Below are 243 nucleotides of genomic sequence, written 5' to 3' on the forward strand. Positions count from 1 at the left end.
ACTGTTCGCTGAATGTTCCAGAAGGTCAATTCTGGATGCTCTTGGGGCCAAATGGGTGTGGAAAATCCACCCTTCTCAAGGCTAGTCTCTCCGTTTATTGGTTATTGCCTCCTTTCCGTTCCCTTCTGTTGTCTTTCTCTGATTTTTCCTCGAGCATCTTCCAGTCAATTGAGACTTGTTACAGCAGTTCAACACACCTAAGTTGCAATGTTACAAGGGTGTTTGCTGAGCATTTTACCTCTA

Annotated in this window: 1 protein-coding gene; it reads left to right on the plus strand. The window is 44.4% G+C overall.

Going from position 1 to position 243, the window contains the following annotated elements:
- Window positions 1-8: 8 nt before the first annotated feature.
- A partial coding sequence (locus tag KVT31_RS30950; RefSeq protein ID WP_368859001.1) for an ATP-binding cassette domain-containing protein occupies window positions 9-243 on the plus strand: 235 nt, incomplete at its 3' end.

It is taken from the genome of Bacillus sp. GbtcB14, from assembly GCF_019091205.1.
In the GTDB taxonomy this organism is placed as follows: Bacteria; Bacillota; Bacilli; order Bacillales; family Bacillaceae_G; genus Bacillus_A; species Bacillus_A cereus_AG.